Raw genomic sequence first — 17486 nt, 5'->3', positions numbered from 1 at the left:
GCTTATTTTCGTTTATAACCTGATATAATTTTCGCCTTTTCAGCAACTTACCGCTGATGAGCATAACGAAAACTATATAAGATCAAAACGGGGCCTATGGCTGGACGAATCCCACGTGTTTTTATCAATGACCTGCTGGCACGTACCGACATCGTCGATCTTATCGACGCGCGCGTAAAGCTAAAAAAGCAGGGCAAGAACTACCACGCGTGCTGTCCATTCCATAACGAGAAAACCCCCTCTTTCACCGTAAACGGTGAAAAACAGTTTTACCACTGCTTTGGTTGTGGCGCGCACGGCAACGCCCTCGACTTTTTAATGAACTACGACAAGCTCGAGTTCGTCGAAAGCGTCGAAGAGCTGGCAGCAATGCACAACCTCGAAGTGCCGTTCGAAGCAGGCAGCGGACCGAGCCTGATAGAGCGCCATCAACGGCAAACACTCTATCAGTTGATGGACGGGCTGAATGCTTTTTATCAGCAGTCGCTGACCCAATCCGCCGCAGAGCCTGCTCGTCAGTACCTCTCCAGGCGTGGTTTGAGCAGTGAAGTCATTACGCGATTCGCTATTGGTTACGCGCCGCCCGGTTGGGACAACGTTTTAAAGCGTTTCGGCAACAATAGCGAAAACCGCAAGTCGCTGATCGATGCGGGCATGCTGGTCACAAACGATCAAGGACGCAGTTACGATCGCTTCCGCGAGCGGGTGATGTTTCCGATTCGCGACAAGCGCGGCCGGGTGATTGGTTTTGGTGGACGCGTGCTGGGCAACGATACGCCCAAATACCTGAACTCCCCGGAAACGGACATTTTTCATAAGGGCCGCCAGCTATATGGCCTCTATGAAGCGCAGCAGGATAAGGATGAACCGCAGCGGCTGTTAGTGGTCGAAGGTTACATGGACGTGGTGGCGCTGGCGCAATATGGCATTAACTATGCCGTTGCATCGCTTGGCACTTCCACGACGGCGGATCATATTCAGCTGCTGTTCCGGGTGACCAAAAACGTCATCTGCTGTTACGACGGTGACCGTGCCGGCCGCGAAGCCGCATGGCGGGCGCTGGAAACCGCGCTGCCCTATATGAGCGACGGGCGTCAGCTGCGTTTTATGTTTCTGCCGGATGGCGAAGATCCGGATACGCTGGTGCGTAAAGAGGGCAAAGAGGCGTTCGAAGCGCGGATGGAGCAGGCTCAGCCTCTCTCCACGTTTCTGTTTAACAGCCTGTTGCCGAAGGCGGATCTCACCACGCCGGATGGAACAACGCAGCTTGCCGCGCTGGCGCTGCCGTTGATCAATCAGGTGCCGGGCGAAACGCTACGCATTCAGTTACGCCAGATCCTCGGCAACAAGATTGGCATTTTCGACGATGCACAGCTCGATCGATTAATGCCGAAGCAGGTGGAGAGCGCGGCGGCGCGCCCTGCCCCTCAGCTAAAACGCACAACCATGCGTATACTGATAGGATTGTTGATCCAGAATCCGGAGCTTGCACCAAAAGTGCCTTCGCTGGCCGGTCTTGATCAATCCAGACTGCCCGGACTTGGCTTATTTGCAGAACTGGTCAACACTTGTTTGTCTCAACCTGGTCTGACAACTGGGCAGTTATTGGAACATTATCGCGGCACGAATGAGGCCGCAACCCTTGAAAAACTGTCAATGTGGGACGATATAGCAGATAAGGACATCGCTGAAAAAACCTTTACCGACGCGCTCAATCATATGTTTGATTCGATGCTTGAACGGCGACAAGAAGAGTTGATAGCTCGCGATCGCACGCACGGTCTAAGCAGCGAAGAACGCCGGGAGCTCTGGCAGTTGAACCAGGAGCTGGCTAAAAAATAAATTCAACGGCTTAAGTGCCGATAATCGTTCGGGTTGATCCCGACAGCCGCGACGAGGGCCAGCGGCAAAAATATAAATACACCCTCGCGTTAAATGTTGGCGGTTTATTTCGCTAACCGACACCAACCTCATGAATTTAAGTGTGGATACCGTCTTATGGAGCAAAACCCGCAGTCACAGCTGAAGCTTCTTGTTACCCGTGGTAAGGAGCAAGGCTATCTGACCTATGCCGAGGTCAATGACCATCTGCCGGAAGATATCGTCGACTCCGATCAGATCGAAGACATCATCCAAATGATCAACGACATGGGCATCCAGGTGATGGAAGAAGCGCCGGATGCTGATGATCTGTTGCTGGCTGAAAACTCCAACAACACAGACGAAGATGCTGAAGAAGCCGCTGCACAGGTACTGTCCAGCGTAGAGTCTGAAATCGGACGAACTACCGACCCGGTGCGCATGTATATGCGCGAAATGGGCACCGTTGAACTGCTGACCCGTGAAGGCGAAATCGACATCGCCAAACGTATTGAAGACGGGATTAACCAGGTTCAGTGCTCCGTTGCCGAGTATCCGGAAGCTATCACCTATCTGCTGGAACAGTACGACCGTGTTGAAGCAGAGCAGGCTCGTCTCTCCGATCTGATCACCGGTTTCGTCGATCCGAACGCCGAAGAAGATATGGCGCCAACGGCGACCCACGTCGGCTCTGAGCTCTCCAGCGAAGAGATGGACGACGATGAAGATGAAGAAGAAGACGACAGCGATGACGACAGTGACGATGACAACAGCATCGACCCTGAGCTGGCGCGTGAGAAATTCGCTGAACTGCGCACGCAGTACGAGCTGACTCGCGACACTATCAAAGCAAAAGGACGCAGCCACGCTGCCGCACAGGAAGAGATCCTCAAGCTGTCTGAAGTCTTCAAGCAGTTCCGTCTGGTGCCGAAGCAGTTCGACTACCTGGTAAACAGCATGCGCGTGATGATGGATCGCGTACGTACCCAGGAACGCATCATCATGAAGCTGTGCGTTGAACAGTGCAAAATGCCGAAGAAAAACTTCATCACCCTATTCACCGGTAATGAAACCAGCGAAACCTGGTTCAACGCCGCGCTGGCCATGAACAAACCGTGGTCTGAGAAGCTGAAAGATGTGACTGAAGAAGTGCAACGCGGCCTGATGAAGCTGCAGCAGATTGAAGAAGAGACCGGCCTGACGATTGAGCAGGTTAAAGATATCAACCGTCGTATGTCTATCGGCGAAGCGAAAGCGCGTCGTGCGAAGAAAGAGATGGTGGAAGCGAACTTGCGTCTGGTTATCTCTATCGCCAAGAAATACACCAACCGTGGTCTGCAGTTCCTCGATCTGATTCAGGAAGGGAACATCGGCCTGATGAAAGCGGTTGATAAGTTCGAATATCGCCGTGGTTACAAGTTCTCTACCTATGCAACATGGTGGATCCGTCAGGCGATCACCCGCTCTATCGCGGATCAGGCGCGCACCATCCGTATTCCGGTGCATATGATTGAGACAATCAACAAGCTCAACCGTATCTCTCGCCAGATGCTGCAGGAGATGGGGCGTGAACCGACGCCGGAAGAGCTGGCTGAGCGTATGCTGATGCCGGAAGATAAGATCCGCAAAGTGCTGAAGATCGCCAAAGAGCCAATCTCCATGGAAACGCCGATTGGCGATGATGAAGATTCGCATCTGGGTGATTTTATCGAGGATACTACCCTCGAGCTGCCGCTGGACTCTGCAACTACCGAGAGCCTGCGCGCTGCAACGCACGATGTGCTGGCTGGCCTTACCGCTCGTGAAGCGAAGGTGCTGCGCATGCGTTTCGGTATCGACATGAATACCGACCATACGCTGGAAGAAGTGGGTAAACAGTTCGACGTTACCCGCGAACGTATCCGTCAGATCGAAGCGAAGGCGCTGCGCAAACTGCGCCACCCGAGCCGCTCTGAAGTGCTGCGTAGCTTCCTCGACGATTAATCGTCACACCAGACAAAAAGCTCCCCGACGGGAGCTTTTTTTTGCCTGTTATTTACAACCCGCGCGACGCCAGCGCCTCATCCAGCTCGCGATAGGCTTCAACCAGTTTCTCTAACGACGCGCGGTTCAGGCCGCTGGGATTGGGCAGCACCCAGATTTGCGTCACGCCAATGGTCATCTCCTGCTTCCCCCACTTCGCACCGCGAACGCTAAAGGCTTGCTCAAAAGCCTGTTTGCCAAGCACTGCCAGCGCGGCGGGCTGATACTCCTCTATTTTATGTACCAAATCCCTGCCGCCGGTACGCAGCTCATGCAGCCCGACTTCTGTCGCCTGCACGGTCGGACGTTGCACGAGCATGGTGATGCCGCAGCGCGTATCCAGCAGATGATGCTCATCCTCAGGGCGCAACTGCTGGTCGGTAAAGCCGGCCTGATGAATCACTTTCCAGAAGCGATTTCCCGGATGCGCAAAATGAAAACCCGTATGGGCAGAGGATTTCCCCGGATTAATGCCACAAAACACGACGCGCAGCCCCGGCGCCAGAATATCGTGGATCATGCTTTACTCCCGATTAGAAACGATAAACTTAAGTATAAGAGATTGAAAATGCGCTGTTTATAAAAACATCAGCCGGGCGATTCCTGCTGGATTGCGAAGGTAAGTTACTCTATAATTCACCGCCACGGCCCCTTAGCTCAGTGGTTAGAGCAGGCGACTCATAATCGCTTGGTCGTTGGTTCAAACCCAACAGGGGCCACCAAATTTTAGCTTTACAATCATATAAATAAGCCACTTTTGACGAAGTGGCTTTTTTGTTGCATTGTTGGCAAACGGCAGCAAAATGGCGACAGGAATTTGTAGTTTGTTGTGGTCAGGGCTGTTTGGCCAACGATATGAAGCCACGGCATAGCTTGCGCTTCTGATAAGCAGGAAGCCACCTCACGTTACTGGATAGCCAGCAAAACATAGCTCTGCAATGCGTCATCAGATATTTATTGTTTAGGTATGTTTTCAAAAAGTTATCGCCTAGAATCACCGTTTTGCACGGGAAGATTGCGATGACGTCTTATACAGAACTCAAAGAGTGCATCCGCCTTGAAATCATCGGGCATGACAAACCGTTTTCATGGCGAAAAGCGCTACTGCGCACAAGGCGCAACCCCAAAAAGCACTTTCTGTTCTGGTGGCGCATCGCGTCATACCTGTATGCACAAAACAGCAAGTTCAAAAAGCGTATGGCGCGCCGGATTGAAAACCGGCTCAAATACCGTCACAGCGTCGATATCTCCCTCTCCTGCCGGATTGGCAAGGGCTTAAACATTGCTCATCTGAATGGGATTGTGATTACGGATAACTGCGTCATCGGCGACTATGCCGACCTTAAGCAAGGCATCACCATTGGTCTGCGGACCGACAGCGCCGATGCGATGATTCAGATTGGCAATAACGTGGATATTGGCTGCAATTCGTCGATTCTGGGCGGGAAGATCACCATTGGCGACAATGTGACCATCGGTGCGCATTCGCTGGTGCTTCAGAGCATCCCCGGCGACACGGTGTATAAAAATAAGATCACGCCAGTGTGCACCCCCAAACGACCGCAGCAGGGAAGTTAGGCACGACCGACTTGAATCAGCGCCACAACCCCCTTAACCACACACCCTTAATACACTTCTGCCAGTGAGAGTTCACTGGCATGGTAATTCCTGGAGACAAAGTTTAGTAGGTGACGAGGCTCTCTTTACCCCTTAATCTACTGAACCTACCAGATAAACTGAGCCTAAACAGCACGCAAACTCCAGTCACACTTTGTCACATCTTTATTGACATTAGGAATAATCCGAGTAAAATTTCCCGGCAAAATTAATAACAACATTCTTGATAAGTCATTCCTTATCTCAATTTTTTGCATCAAAAATTACGCAGCAAATTAAAAATCAAAACATAAATGCATGCTGTGGAGTAACGCCAGCATTGATTTATAAAAAAATAATAAAAAATCTTTGAATAGTTCTAAAAACTTATTTGATATATTTATTATGAACAACCAGGTAAATATGGAATTTTTAAAAGAGTGCTTACGAGTAGAAGTCATCGGGGGGAAGGATAAAAAATTCTCATGGGGAAGAGCCTTGCGACATGCATGGCGCCAGCCAAAGCGCCGGTTTCTTTTCTGGTGGAGAATTGCATCTTATCTGCATGATAAAAAAGGAAAAAGATGCAAGAAATTCGCACATTTCCTTAATCGTAGATTAATGAAAAAATATAATACTGAGATTGGTCTGGGTGCAAAAATCCAACCTGGGCTCTTCGTCGCTCATTATAATGGCATTGTGGTTTCGTTATATTGCGATATCGGCAAGAATTTCCTGATACGGCAAAATACCACCATTGGTATCAAGACCCCAGGAAAAAAAGATGAAGATTACAGAATCACTATTGGTGATGATGTCGTTCTGGGTGCTAATTGCTGCATCATATCTGATGATATCCGAATCGGAGATAACGTAAAAATCGGTGCGATGACATTCGTGAATAAAGATATTCCTGATAATAATGTCTACTACACCAAAAAAGAGACGGTTCAGGTGCTGAGAGAGGCGTAAGCCTCCTTACACCTACTGGACGTGGTTACGCCTTATCCAGGCAGAGGCGTTGCGACATTTTCAGAGCCATTTACCTGGCCCCTTAGGGGCGTTTTCGCCCTCATTTCACCGAATTACACCGCCATAAGCGCAATTTTCATAGAAACACTAACGCATTGAAATATGCCCATGTAATATGAGGCCGGGCTATTGCGACTTTCGCCTTCGTGGTCCAGATTTGATGAATAACGACTCCCCTTAACAGACTCATTAAGCGCTTTGACGAAACGCCATGAACAAACCCATAAAACGGCTTGAAATCATCAAATACGCCATTGAACTGGAGGATGACAGCATCATCCTCAGCCAGCTTCCGTTGCTGAAAACGGAAGTGACCGACCCGGAGTTAGCGTTTATTGTTCACGCGCTCGAAGAGAAGAACTACAGCGATGCGATGCGCGCCATTACCTCGTGGCTACAGAGCCAGCGCTCGGTCGTCAGTTGGCAAGATCCACAGGTTTCCGCCAGCAAGCTTGAGCTTAAAGCGCTGGAGGAGCAGCTTCGCGAACTTATCGACAAGCGCAACGCGCGCATTCAGCAACTGGATGAATTTAACGATCTCTACTTAACCCGCCTTGGGCCGCTGATGTCGCAGATCCTGCGCCTGCGTAAAATGCTGGCCGAGGCCGCGGTGCGTCGCCAGGAAGCGGAAGCACGTCGCCGTGAGGCTGATTATCTGCGCTGCCAGAAATACCTTTCGCAGGCGGTGAATGTGCTGGTGACGCTCACGCAGCGCTGGCAGAGCATGCCGCCGCACTCGATGCAGGCGGCTGAAGCGCGTAAACATCTCCAGCAGCAAAGTGAGCTGATCGCCTCCCTGCTGGCAGAAGCGCAGGAGCTGGAGCGCGGTCTGACGCGTGAAGAGGAGCCGACGCGCCAGGCGCGTGACGAAGCGCGTCAGGAGTACGAAAGCTATCAGGAGCAGCAGCACGACGCGGAAAAACGCTTCAGCTTCGAGCAGAAGATGTCGGAAGAGGAGCGCCATGAGCTGAAGCGCCTGTGGCGGCAGGCGAGCAAACTCTGTCACCCCGATCTGGTCGACAGCGAGATGAAAAACGATGCCAACAGCATGATGGTGCAGCTCAACCAGGCCCGTCAGCGCGGCGATCTGAGCGCAATTCGCTCCATGCTCAGCCGTCTGCAAAAAGGGCTGGAGCCGCTGATGGCCAGCGACAGGCTGAATGACGTGCAGCGTCTGCGTCAGCGCATTGTGGAAGTGAAGCAGCACATCGCCACGCTGATTGAAGAGTTAATGACGCTGGATAAAGAGGAGACCTGGCAGCTGGTCTCTTCCCTCGGCGATCGGGAAACCTATTTCCGTCAGCAGGAGAAAGCGCTGGCAGAGATCCGTGAATCCCTTGAACAGCAGGTTAACGAAGCCGAATACGACGAAGTTGCCTGATAAGCGCCCGGCGCTCTGCCGGGCCGCAATTACTTTTTATGCCAGTAAGCCTGCGCGCGAACGCACTGCTGATCGATAGCGTCCGTTTCAAACTGCGCCTTCAGGGATTTCACCACCTCCCCCTCCCCGGTCAGCCAGATAAAATAGTCCTTATCCGGCACCGTTAGCGCTGCCAGTTTCTGCGCAACCACCTGCGGGTTATGTCCAATCACATACTCAATATCAAAGCCTTTCAGGTGCGCGAGGTAATCCTGATAAGCGGCATTGTCGATAGTTACCAGCGCCGTCACCTGCGGGCGCAGCGCCAGCTCGCTTATCGCCTCCAGCCGACGGCGCAGTGCCGGCATACCGGACTCATCGCATACATAGAGTTGCCAGGCGTAATCTTCCGGCACCACCAGCGAACCGCGCGGCCCGCCGATAGTCAGCAGATCTCCGGCCTGCGCGTGAAGCGCCCAACTGCTCGCCACACCACCGTCGTGAATATAAAAATCGAGGGTCAGCTCATGGCGGCTGGCATCATAGAGCGGCGTATAGTCGCGCGACAGCGGACGCGGCCCGTCGCCCCAGTTAATGCCCTCATCCGTTACCTCTGGCGGAACAAAGGGAGCGCCCTCCTGCGGGAAGAAGACTTTAGTGTGATCGTCGAAACCGCGTGAGCTAAAGCCATCAAGCTGCTCGCCGCCAAGCACAATGCGCTGGAAGCCCTCGCTTGCCCGCTCAACGCGCAAAACGGTTAACTGGCGAAAACGCAGCTCATTGCGCACGCGCTGCGGATAGCGTGAAGAAGTTGTGGTCATAATCGGCCCTACTGAATGTGAAATCGATATATCTAAATTTTGTGCAAATGATAATGATTGTTGTTTGTAGCGAAGGCAAGATCTTTTTAAGATATAGCGACAACCAAGAGCACGCGCTGACAAAACCACTATTTAAAATCATTATTATCAACAAGATAGAAATAACTCTTTAAACCAGACTGTTACTAAACAGAGTTTAGATATAAATTAGATATATCGAATAAGAACGGAGAGTATGATGCGCCATTCACGCAACAGTCACGATAACGAACACCACGGCGGCCGTCGGCAGCGCTTTTTCGGCCACGGGGAGTTACGCCTGGTGGTGCTGCATCTGCTGCGCGACAGCGCCAGCCACGGCTATGAGCTGATTAAAGCCATCGAAACGCTGACCGAGGGAAACTACACGCCCAGCCCCGGCGTGATCTACCCGACTCTCGATCTATTGCGCGATCAGCAGTTGATTACTATCAGCGATGAGGAGAGTGGGCGCAGGGTGATTGCGATAACGCGACACGGTCAGCAGTGGCTGGATGAGAGCCAGCAGCAGCTGGCGCAGATCCTGGAGAGGGTTAAAGCACGGAATGTCGGCTATCAGTTGCGCAGAGATCCGCAGATGAAACGGGCACTGGCGAACTTTAAAGCCGTGCTCGATCTGCGCGTGAATCAGCAGGCGCTTAGCGCCGCGCAGCTTAAACAGATAATTGGCATTATCGACCGCGCGGCGCTGGAGATATCCCAGCTGGATTAAGCCGGCATTGGCGCTTCACGCAGGCGGAAGACCTTCACCAGTTCGCGCAGATGCAGCGCCTGGTCGTTCAGTGCCGCCGCCGCCGCGACGGACTCTTCCACTAGGCTTGAGTTTTGCTGGGTAGTGGAGTCAATCAGGCCGATAGCACTGTTGATCTGCGAAATGCCGTCGGTCTGTTCGCGGCTCGCCTGGCCGATTTCACGCAGGATCACATCCATCTCTTCGACGTTGGTCACCATACCGTTAATCAGCGCGCTGGCTTTCTCCACCAGCGCCATTCCTTCACGGGTCTGGCTGGCTGAGCTCTCGATCAGATGGCGAATATCATTCGCCGATGAGGCGCTTTTCTGCGCCAGCTGACGCACTTCACCCGCCACCACGGCAAAACCACGGCCATGCTCACCGGCACGCGCCGCTTCCACCGCGGCGTTCAACGCCAGAATGTTGGTCTGGAAAGCGATCGCATCAATCAGGTTGATGATGTCGGACATGCGGTTAGAGGTATCGTTGATCACCCGCATCTTCTCGGTGACTTGCATCATCATCTCGCCATTGCTCTTCACCACCGTCGCGGCATCCGCCGACAGCGTCGTGGCTTCAGAGGTGTGATCGGCGGTGTTCTTCACAGTTGCCGTGATCTGCTCCATGGATGCCGCAGTCTGCTCCACGGAACTCGCCTGCTCTTCCGTGCGTGCCGCCAGATCCTGATTACCAGCAACAATCTGCGCCGCCGCGCTGGAGATATTTTCAGAGCCGTTCTGCACCTGATGCACAATCTCCACCAGGCGGTTTTTCATCTCCATCAGCGCGCGCAACAGCGTCCCGGTTTCATCGCGATGACGCGAGTCAATCGAACGGGTTAAGTCACCGTCGGCAATCGCTTCAGCAAAAGTCACTGCTTCGCGAAGCGGACGAGTGATCATACGCGCGATCACCACGCCAATCAGGCTTCCGAGGGCAATACTGATCGCCGCCAGCGCAATCAACAGCAGGCGGTTAGAGCCAAAGTCGTTCTGCACCTGCTGGCCCGCGTCACGCATCTGCTGATCCTGGATGGCGATCAGCTCCTGCACTTTCGCTTTATAGGCCTTCTGGACAGTGATGGTATTGGTCATCATCTCCTGAATGGCGGCCGGGCGATCGTTGCGCTTTACCGCATCAAGGATACGAAAACGGGAGTCGAGGTACTGTTGGCGCACGGTGCGGATCTCAGCAAGGATTTGCTGCGACTGCTCGTCGCGCAAGTTTTTCGACAGATCCGCCAGCAAAGCAGAAATACGCGAGCTAATAGCCGCCAGCTGTTTCTGAGAATCAGCCGACCATTTGCCGTCCGTATCCAGCAGCATTAATTGTTGCGTACTGACGAACGTCTGGAAATTATCAATCAGCTCGTTTGCTTTTACGGTCGTAGGATAATCCTCATGCACAATTTCTTGCATACCGTTGTTGGCACGATTAAGGCTGAAAAGCGAGAAACAGGAGCTCACCACCATCAATAGAATAAAGAATCCGAATGCCAGAAATAATTTCGTACCGATTTTTACATCATGTAAAAACATATCTTCTCCGTGGATTTGAATGTCTTGCTGACAAAAGCCTTGAACCCTAATTCAGAAGGCACGCTTAAGTCCCCGGCGCGAATGGAAAGCCTGCCGCCACCTGTCGTTATCGGTAACGTTATTGCTAACTTTATGAGTTTGATCGTTTTTTTATTAAATTAATTGTCCACTGGATAGCCAGGAGCTATCAATTGAGCGTCATTGATCGTTATTTGTTTCGTTTTCTTATTATTTCACAGATATATTAATGCGAGTTAACTAGAGTTAATTGTAAATTAAATTTCAAGCTAACTAATTTATTCAACTAGCGACCAAAGACATTTCACTTAATAAAAAGTTAACAATTAAGAAAAAATTATTAACATGAAAACGCATTAACAGAAATAAAAAAACCGCCAGCAGAGGCGGCGGTTTTTTTAATTAAATATCTCTTAATGCAATACGGAAACCGCGTCCTGCAGCCGACCTGCGCGCTGTTTCACCATTGACGACACCTCCGCGCTCTGTTCAACCAGCCCGGCGTTTTTCTGCGTAATTGCATCCAGCTCCGCCACGGCGCGCGTCAGATCCGCAAGCCCCGTCGCCTGCTCAGAAGTAGACTGGCTAATCTGGGCAATCAAGGCGGTGACATCTTTTACCTGGGCCACAATATCATCCATCGTGCGGCCCGCTGCGTGAACCTGGTCGGAGCCAGACTGCACTTTGCTGGCACTGGCATCAATCAGTTTACGGATATCATTCGCGGCGTTAGCGCTGCGGCTGGCCAGGTGACGAACTTCCCCGGCAACCACCGCAAAGCCTTTGCCCTGCTCCCCTGCCCGCGCAGCCTCAACCGCGGCGTTCAGCGCCAGAATGTTGGTCTGGAAAGCGATATCGTTAATCAGCGCGGTGATGGAGCCGATACGCTGCGTGCTGTCGGCAATCTCATCCATGGTTTTCACCACCGTTTCCATCGCTTTACCGCCGTGAGCGGCAGCGTTGCTGGCAGAGCTGGAGAGTTTATCCGCAGCAGACGCCGTTTCCGAGTTGCTCTGTACCGACGCGGCCATCTGGCCCATTGTCGCCACGGTCTGCTGCACGTTAACTACCGTCTGGCGCGTACGCTCATTCAAATCATCGTTGCCCTTCGCCAGCGTTTCGCTGCCGTTAAGCACGCTGCTCACCTGACCAGAGACATCGTTAATCAGCCAGCGGCACATCAGCCCCAGTTGTCCGACAGAACGCAGGATCAGCCCCACTTCATCGCTGCGGTTAAGGAAATCGACGCTGTTACGATCGCCCGTTGCCACACTTAGCGCCTGCTTTGCCACATTCTCGACCGGACGAACAATCTGCCACTCAAACGCCAGCGCGCCCAGCAGCATTACCAGCGTACTGACCAGCATCGACACGGGATGCGCACCGGTAAACCACAGCGCCGCTAGCTGCGCCACCCACAGCAGCGTCATGACGCTGCGCGCGCGCCAGCGCAGCGGCAGCGTGGCCACTTTCCCGAGTACGCCTTTACCGAGCACCAGGCCTTTATGCAGGCGCTTTTTGCTGCTTCCTTCATTTAATGCGCTGTAAAGCGGCTCGACTGCCGCGATCTCCTGCTCCGTTGCGCGGGTGCGAATCGACATATAGCCGGTCACTTCGCCGTTACGCACCATCGGAATGGCATTCGCGCGCACCCAGTAGTGATCGCCATTTTTACGGCGGTTTTTCACAATACCGCTCCACGGCTCGCCCTGTTTCAGGGTGAACCACATATCGGCAAATGCCGCTTTCGGCATATCGGGATGGCGCACAACATTGTGCGGTTGGCCGTTTAACTCATTGAGGTGATAACCGCTGGCATGAATAAACGCATCGTTAGCGTGAGTAATGTAGCTCTGCGTATCAGTGGTGGACATCAGCGTGGCGTCATCGTCCAGCGGAAAGTTGCGCTGGCTGACATAAAGAGGAGAAGACATGGTTGCGTCCTGTGCAGGTTATATTGCCGTGAAAAAATTATTGCGAATGTTATTTCGGCGATAATGAATTTATCTTTAGTTGTTAAATTTGATTTAGATCGCAAATCGGCAGAAAACCCTGATTTTGATAGGTTTGTTAAGATATTGATTTTAATAGTTTCAGCTTGAAAACACTTAGTTAAGCTTACCGGTTATGCCCCATTTTCATGCACTCGACGCACTTTTTTGGCGCAAAGGGCTTTTTCACTCTCTTGCGATGCCTCTTTTAACAATGCTGTAACCTATTTTTTGCCCAGGCGGCATGATTAAATCTTGTACGATTTGGCTTTCACCTGGCGTTTATCCCGATTTCTCTGCCCGCCGCCGAAGTGGCGTAATCCCTGCAATACTTTAATCAGTATCATGTGATACGCGACTCCTGGAGCTTATTTTGAACAGGTTACCTTCCAGCGCATCCGCTTTAGCGTGCAGCGCTCACGCCCTGAATCTCATTGAGAAGCGAACGCTTGATCATGAGGAGATGAAAGCTTTAAACCGAGAGGTGGTGGATTACTTTAAAGAGCATGTTAACCCGGGGTTTTTAGAGTATCGAAAATCTGTAACTGCCGGCGGGGATTACGGAGCCGTAGAGTGGCAAGCAGGCAGTCTGAATACGCTTGTCGACACCCAGGGAGTGGAGTTTTTAGATTGCCTGGGTGGATTTGGTATTTTCAATGTGGGGCACCGTAATCCAGTTGTCGTTTCCGCCGTACAGAACCAACTCGCCAAACAACCTCTGCACAGCCAGGAGCTTCTCGACCCGCTACGGGCGATGCTGGCAAAAACGCTGGCGGCGCTCGCGCCCGGCAAACTCAAATACAGCTTCTTTAGCAACAGCGGCACGGAGTCCGTCGAAGCGGCGCTGAAACTGGCGAAAGCCTATCAATCTCCGCGCGGGAAATTCTCCTTTATCGCCACCAGCGGCGCGTTCCACGGTAAATCCCTTGGTTCGCTCTCGGCGACGGCGAAGTCGACCTTCCGTAAACCCTTTATGCCGCTGCTGCCGGGCTTCCACCATGTGCCGTTTGGCGATATCGATGCCATGCGCACGGCCCTCAGCGAAGGGCAGAGAACCGGGGATGACGTTGCGGCGGTGATCCTCGAGCCGATTCAGGGTGAAGGCGGCGTGATCCTGCCTCCGCCGGGCTACCTGCCTGCGGTGCGTAAGCTGTGTGATGAGTTTGGCGCGCTGCTCATCTTTGATGAAGTACAAACCGGTATGGGGCGCACCGGCAAGATGTTCGCCTGCGAGCATGAAAACGTGCAGCCGGACATTATGTGTTTAGCCAAAGCCCTTGGCGGCGGCGTGATGCCGATTGGCGCGACCATCGCCACCGAAGAGGTCTTCTCGGTGCTGTTTGATAACCCGTTCCTGCACACCACTACTTTCGGCGGTAATCCGCTGGCCTGTGCGGCGGCGCTGGCAACCATTAATGTGCTGCTGGAAGAGAACCTGCCGGCGCAGGCGGAGCAGAAAGGCGACATGCTGCTGGATGGCTTCCGTGCACTGGCGCGTGAGTATCCCGATCTGGTACAGGATGTGCGCGGGCGCGGCATGCTAATGGCGCTTGAGTTTGTGAATAACGAGACGGGGTACAACTTTGCCAGCCAGATGTTCCGCCAGCGCGTGCTGGTGGCCGGTACGCTCAATAATGCGAAAACCATTCGTATTGAGCCGCCGCTGACGCTCACCATTGAACAGTGCGAGCAGGTGCTGCGCGCCGCAGGCGAAGCGTTGTCCGCGCTGCGCGTTTCAGTGGAGCCGGTGTAACACTCTGCCCGATGGCGCTTCGCTTATCGGGCCTACAAACTGCACTCACCGTAGGCCGGATAAGGCGTCAGCCGCCATCCGGCCTTTTGCCCGATGGCGCTTCGCTTACCGCACCGACAAACTGCACTCACCGTAGGCCGGATAAGGCGTAGCCGCCATCCGGCATTCTTGCCCGATGGCGCTTCCCTTACCGCACCGACAAACCGCACTCCCCGTAGGCCGGATAAGGCGTCAGCCGCCATCCGGCATTTCCTCTGCCCGCACTTTTTTGAATCCCATCACAATCATTCGCTCCCGCTTTTCCCTTCTGTTGTCGCGACGGCTACAGTAGAACTCATCCGACCACATAACAATAATTTTACATTGGAAGAGAGCATGAGCCACTACCCGTCGCTGTTCGCCCCGCTGGATCTGGGTTTTACCCAGCTTAAAAACCGTGTGCTAATGGGGTCGATGCACACCGGTCTGGAGGAGCGCCCGGACGGCGCAGAGCGGCTGGCGGCCTTCTATGCCGAGCGCGCTCGTCATGGTGTGGCGCTGATTGTCACGGGCGGCATCTCCCCCGCTCTTTCCGGCGTGACAATGGAGGGTGCCGCGGTGCTGAACGATATCAGCCAACTGCCGCACCATCGGCACATTACCGATGCGGTGCATCAGGAGGGGGGCAAAATCGCACTGCAGATCCTGCATACCGGGCGCTACAGTTTTCAGCCCAACCTGGTCGCCCCTTCCGCCATTCAGGCACCGATCAATCGCTTCAAACCTCACGAACTAAGCCATGATGAAATTCTAAGCTTGATTGAGGATTTCGCCCGCTGCGCGCACTTGGCACAACAGGCCGGTTACGACGGTGTCGAGGTGATGGGCTCAGAAGGCTATCTGATTAACCAGTTTCTCGCCGCGCGCACCAACCAGCGCGAAGATGAATGGGGCGGTGATTACGCGCGCCGGATGCGTTTTCCCCTCGAGGTGGTGCGGGCGATCCGCGAGCGCGTCGGGGAAAACTTTATCCTGATCTATCGCCTGTCGGTGCTCGATCTGGTGGAGGGCGGCGGCACGCTGGATGAAACCATCGCGCTGGCGCAGGCCGTTGAAGCGGCAGGCGTCACGCTTATCAATACCGGGATCGGCTGGCATGAAGCGCGGATCCCAACCATTGCCACACCGGTGCCGCGCGGGGCGTTTAGCTGGGTGACGCGCAAGCTGAAAGGCAAAGTCAACGTCCCGCTAATCACCACCAACCGCATTAACGATCCGCAGGTGGCCGAAGCGATCCTTGCCCGTGACGATGCGGATATGGTGTCGATGGCGCGCCCTTTCCTCGCTGATGCGGAGCTGCTAAGCAAAGCGCAGAGCGGCCGGGAAGAGGAGATCAACACCTGCATTGGCTGCAACCAGGCGTGTCTGGATCAGATCTTCTACGGCAAAGTCACCTCCTGCCTGGTCAACCCGCGCGCCTGCCATGAAACGCTGATGCCGATCTACCCGGCAGAGCAGAAGAAAAACCTCGCGGTGGTTGGCGCAGGCCCCGCCGGGCTGGCTTTTGCGGTGAATGCCGCTGCGCGCGGGCATAGCGTAACGCTGTTTGATGCGCAGGCAGAGATCGGCGGGCAGTTTAACGTCGCCAAACAGATCCCCGGTAAAGAGGAGTTTTATGAAACCTTGCGTTACTACCGGCGGATGATCGACAAAACCGGCGTCGCGCTCTGCCTCAATCAGCGCGTCGATCCCGGCATGCTAACGCTGTTTGATGAGGTGATCCTCGCCTGCGGCATTGAGCCGCGCATGCCGTTTATTGACGGCATCGATCATCCGAAAGTGCTGAACTATCTTGAGGTGCTGCGCGATAAAGCGCCGGTCGGCGAGCGCGTGGCGATCGTCGGCTGCGGCGGGATCGGCTTTGATACCGCGGTCTATTTAAGCCAGCCGGGGGAGTCCACCAGCCAGAATATCGCTGAATTCTGCGTTGAGTGGGGCATTGATACCAGCCTGAATGAGGTCGGCGGCCTGCGTCCGGAAGGGCCGCAGTTGCCGAAAAGCCCGCGGCAGATTGTGATGCTGCAACGCAAAGCCAGCAAGCCAGGCGACGGGCTGGGGAAAACCACCGGCTGGATCCACCGCGCCACGCTGCTGTCGCGTGGGGTGAAGATGATCCCGGCGGTGAGTTACCAGAAGATCGACAATGAGGGTTTACATATTCTGGTCGGCGGCGAGCCGCAGGTGCTGGCGGTGGATAATGTGGTGATTTGTGCAGGCCAGGAGCCGCGACGCGAGCTGGCCGAACCGCTGCGCGAAGCCGGTAAACCGGTGCATTTGATTGGCGGCTGCGATGTGGCGATGGAGCTGGATGCCCGCCGGGCGATAGCCCAGGGCACGCAACTGGCGTTAACCATTTAACAAAATGCCTGATGGCGCTGCGCTTATCAGGCCTACGCGTTTGAGAAGTTGTGGGCCGGATAAGGCGTGAGCCGCCATCCGGCAAAATGCCTGATGGCGCTGCGCTTATCAGGCCTACGTATTTGAGACGTTGTCGACAAGATAAGGCGTGAGCCGCCATCCGGCAACAATGCCTGATGGCGCTGCGCTTATCAGGCCTACGTGTTTGAGAAGTTGTAGACCGGATAAGGCGTGAGCCGCCATCCGGCAGAGCGCCTGATGGCGCTGCGCTTATCAGGCCTACGTGTTTGAGATGTTGTAGGCCGGATAAGGCGTAAGCCGCTATC

The 17486-nt window shown here is 53.9% G+C and carries 12 protein-coding genes and 1 tRNA gene; 9 read left to right on the top strand and 4 right to left on the bottom strand.

What is annotated here, in order from left to right; all coding sequences use genetic code 11:
* Positions 1 to 96 precede the first annotated feature (96 nt).
* On the top strand, positions 97 to 1842 hold the full coding sequence (gene dnaG / locus ACWPW2_RS17540) for a DNA primase (RefSeq protein WP_023481053.1): 1746 nt from the start codon (positions 97 to 99) through the stop codon (positions 1840 to 1842).
* A 156-nt stretch (positions 1843 to 1998) separates the two neighbouring features.
* The gene (gene rpoD / locus ACWPW2_RS17535; protein ID WP_023480889.1) at positions 1999 to 3843 is read left to right on the top strand and encodes an RNA polymerase sigma factor RpoD; all 1845 of its coding nucleotides are present in this window, start codon (positions 1999 to 2001) and stop codon (positions 3841 to 3843) included.
* A 52-nt stretch (positions 3844 to 3895) separates the two neighbouring features.
* Here rpoD and mug read toward each other — a convergent pair whose 3' ends face one another.
* Complete coding sequence (gene mug / locus ACWPW2_RS17530) at positions 3896 to 4402, bottom strand: G/U mismatch-specific DNA glycosylase (RefSeq protein WP_242388239.1); 507 nt, start codon at positions 4400 to 4402, stop codon at positions 3896 to 3898.
* A 126-nt stretch (positions 4403 to 4528) separates the two neighbouring features.
* Here mug and ACWPW2_RS17525 point away from each other — a divergent pair.
* From ACWPW2_RS17525 to ACWPW2_RS17510, 4 genes are all read left to right on the top strand, one after another.
* Positions 4529 to 4604, top strand: a tRNA-Ile gene (locus ACWPW2_RS17525).
* Positions 4605 to 4902: 298 nt separating this feature from the next.
* The gene (locus tag ACWPW2_RS17520) at positions 4903 to 5460 is read left to right on the top strand and encodes a serine O-acetyltransferase (RefSeq protein ID WP_312118984.1); all 558 of its coding nucleotides are present in this window, start codon (positions 4903 to 4905) and stop codon (positions 5458 to 5460) included.
* A 441-nt stretch (positions 5461 to 5901) separates the two neighbouring features.
* A complete protein-coding gene (locus tag ACWPW2_RS17515) occupies positions 5902 to 6450 on the top strand; it encodes a serine acetyltransferase (protein WP_454124393.1) in 549 nt (182 codons plus the stop codon).
* Positions 6451 to 6721: 271 nt separating this feature from the next.
* A complete protein-coding gene (locus ACWPW2_RS17510; RefSeq protein WP_023480724.1) occupies positions 6722 to 7891 on the top strand; it encodes a coiled-coil domain-containing protein in 1170 nt (389 codons plus the stop codon).
* A 29-nt stretch (positions 7892 to 7920) separates the two neighbouring features.
* On the opposite strand, the gene ACWPW2_RS17505 is transcribed toward ACWPW2_RS17510, so the two are convergent.
* Positions 7921 to 8691: a siderophore-interacting protein gene (locus tag ACWPW2_RS17505; protein WP_454124391.1), complete on the bottom strand. Its 771-nt coding sequence runs from the start codon at positions 8689 to 8691 to the stop codon at positions 7921 to 7923.
* A gap of 238 nt (positions 8692 to 8929) precedes the next feature.
* On the opposite strand from ACWPW2_RS17505, the gene ACWPW2_RS17500 reads away from it, so the two are divergent.
* Positions 8930 to 9442 (top strand): PadR family transcriptional regulator, encoded by a 513-nt coding sequence (locus tag ACWPW2_RS17500; protein ID WP_034813648.1) that lies wholly within the window; start codon positions 8930 to 8932, stop codon positions 9440 to 9442.
* Here ACWPW2_RS17500 and ACWPW2_RS17495 read toward each other — a convergent pair.
* Positions 9439 to 11001, bottom strand: a complete 1563-nt coding sequence (locus tag ACWPW2_RS17495; RefSeq protein WP_454124389.1) for a methyl-accepting chemotaxis protein — start codon at positions 10999 to 11001, stop codon at positions 9439 to 9441. The two genes, ACWPW2_RS17500 and ACWPW2_RS17495, sit on opposite strands and share 4 nt — an antisense overlap.
* Before the next feature lie 431 nt (positions 11002 to 11432).
* Positions 11433 to 12953 carry a methyl-accepting chemotaxis protein gene (locus ACWPW2_RS17490; protein ID WP_023480707.1) on the bottom strand — a complete coding sequence of 507 codons (1521 nt, stop codon included), beginning with the start codon at positions 12951 to 12953 and terminating at the stop codon, positions 11433 to 11435.
* A gap of 430 nt (positions 12954 to 13383) precedes the next feature.
* On the opposite strand from ACWPW2_RS17490, the gene ygjG reads away from it, so the two are divergent.
* Together ygjG and ACWPW2_RS17480 are read left to right on the top strand one after the other, a co-directional pair.
* Positions 13384 to 14763: a putrescine aminotransferase gene (gene ygjG, locus ACWPW2_RS17485; RefSeq protein ID WP_454124387.1), complete on the top strand. Its 1380-nt coding sequence runs from the start codon at positions 13384 to 13386 to the stop codon at positions 14761 to 14763.
* Between the two features lie 375 nt (positions 14764 to 15138).
* Positions 15139 to 17160, top strand: a complete 2022-nt coding sequence (locus ACWPW2_RS17480) for an oxidoreductase (RefSeq protein WP_454124385.1) — start codon at positions 15139 to 15141, stop codon at positions 17158 to 17160.
* Positions 17161 to 17486 lie beyond the last annotated feature (326 nt).

The organism is Kosakonia sp. Marseille-Q7440 (assembly GCF_965119485.1).
Note: the sequence above shows the minus strand (reverse complement) of the source record. Positions and strands in the feature narration are given on the sequence as shown.